The following is a 1,553-nucleotide window of genomic DNA, read 5'->3' on the forward strand; positions in this document are numbered from 1 at the left end:
CGCATTTTTCCGGCGCCCTGCTCCACCCGCAAGGGGGCCGACCACCACTACGCGGGACCCTCCGGAAAGCCGGAGCCGGAATCCCCACCGAGGAAAGAGTGATCCCATGACACGCAAAGTAGTCATCACCGGTCTGGGTGCCACCACGCCCATCGGCGGCGATGTACCCACGATGTGGACCAACGCGCTCAAGGGGGTCTCCGGTGCCCGCACCCTGGAGGACGACTGGGTTGCCAAGTACGAGCTTCCCGTCCACTTCGCCGCCCGCTGCAGCACGCCTGCCGTCGAGGTACTCAGCAGGGTCGAAGCCAAGCGGATGGACCCCTCCACGCAATTCGGCGTCATCGCGGCGCGCGAAGCCTGGGCCGACTCCGGTATTACCGAGTTCGACAAGGACCGGCTGGCTGTTGCCTTCGCCACCGGCATCGGCGGCGTCTGGACCCTGCTTGACGCCTGGGACACGCTGAAGGAAAAAGGCCCCCGCCGCGTTCTCCCCATGACCGTTCCCATGCTGATGCCCAATGGCGTTGCGGCTGCCGTGAGCCTGGACCTCGGCGCCCGCGCAGGCGCCCACACCCCGGTATCCGCTTGCGCCTCCGGCACCGAAGCCCTGCACCTGGGCCTGGACCTGATCCGCTCGGGCAAGGCAGACGTGGTGATGTGCGGCGGCGCCGAAGCAGCCATCCACCCGATGCCCCTGGCTGCGTTCGCTTCCATGCAGGCCCTGTCACGCCGCAACGATGACCCCCAGGGGGCTTCCCGTCCGTACGACCTGGGCCGTGACGGCTTTGTTATGGGTGAAGGTGCCGGCGCACTGGTCCTCGAAGCCGAGGAACACGCGCTGGCCCGCGGTGCCCGGATCTACGGTGAACTCGCCGGCACCTCCGTGACCGCTGACGCCTACCACATCACGGCCCCGGACCCGGAAGGCCTCGGCGCAACCCGTGCACTCAAGGCGGCGATGTTCGACGGCCGAATCCAGGCCGAGGACGTGGTCCACGTCAACGCCCATGCCACCTCCACTCCCGTTGGGGACAAGCCGGAGTACACGGCCCTCCGCACAGCACTTGGCAACCACATCGACAATGTTGCGGTTTCCGCCACCAAGTCGCAGATGGGGCACCTTTTGGGCGCCTCCGGTGCCGTTGAGGCTGTGCTCACGGTGCTCGCTGTTTACGACCGGAAGGCGCCGGTCACGATCAACCTCGAGAACCAGGATCCGGAGATCCCGCTCGACGTGGTCACGTCCGCCCGTGACCTGCCAGCCGGAAACATCGTGGCTCTGAGCAACTCCTTCGGCTTCGGCGGACACAACGCCGTGATTGCTGTGCGCAGCGTGTAGTTTCTGCTCCGGGCTTTGCCGCCCGCACTACGGAGGAGGCCCCGCCGGCTGGCGGGGCCTCCTTTGTTGCTATGGAGATTGCTTCCTGTGTCGCTCCCCTACGGAACCAACGACGGCGGCTGTGGGCTAAGCGGTCAGCCCACCTGGTGGAGCCAGCGGACTGGAGCGCCTTCGGCAGCGTGGCGGAACGGTTCGAGCTCCTCGTCCCAGG

At 67.0% G+C, this 1,553-nt stretch carries 2 protein-coding genes; one reads left to right on the forward strand and one right to left on the reverse strand.

The window, feature by feature from the left end; all coding sequences use genetic code 11:
- Nucleotides 1–106 precede the first annotated feature (106 nt).
- A complete protein-coding gene (locus AC5RWX_RS33135) occupies nucleotides 107–1,342 on the forward strand; it encodes a beta-ketoacyl-[acyl-carrier-protein] synthase family protein (RefSeq protein ID WP_494100402.1) in 1,236 nt (411 codons plus the stop codon).
- Between the two features lie 134 nt (nucleotides 1,343–1,476).
- Here AC5RWX_RS33135 and AC5RWX_RS33140 read toward each other — a convergent pair.
- Nucleotides 1,477–1,553 (reverse strand): DUF3145 family protein (locus tag AC5RWX_RS33140; protein WP_494100403.1); only part of this gene is annotated, 77 nt, incomplete at its 5' end.

The organism is Arthrobacter sp. SPT-J7, from assembly GCF_059089965.1.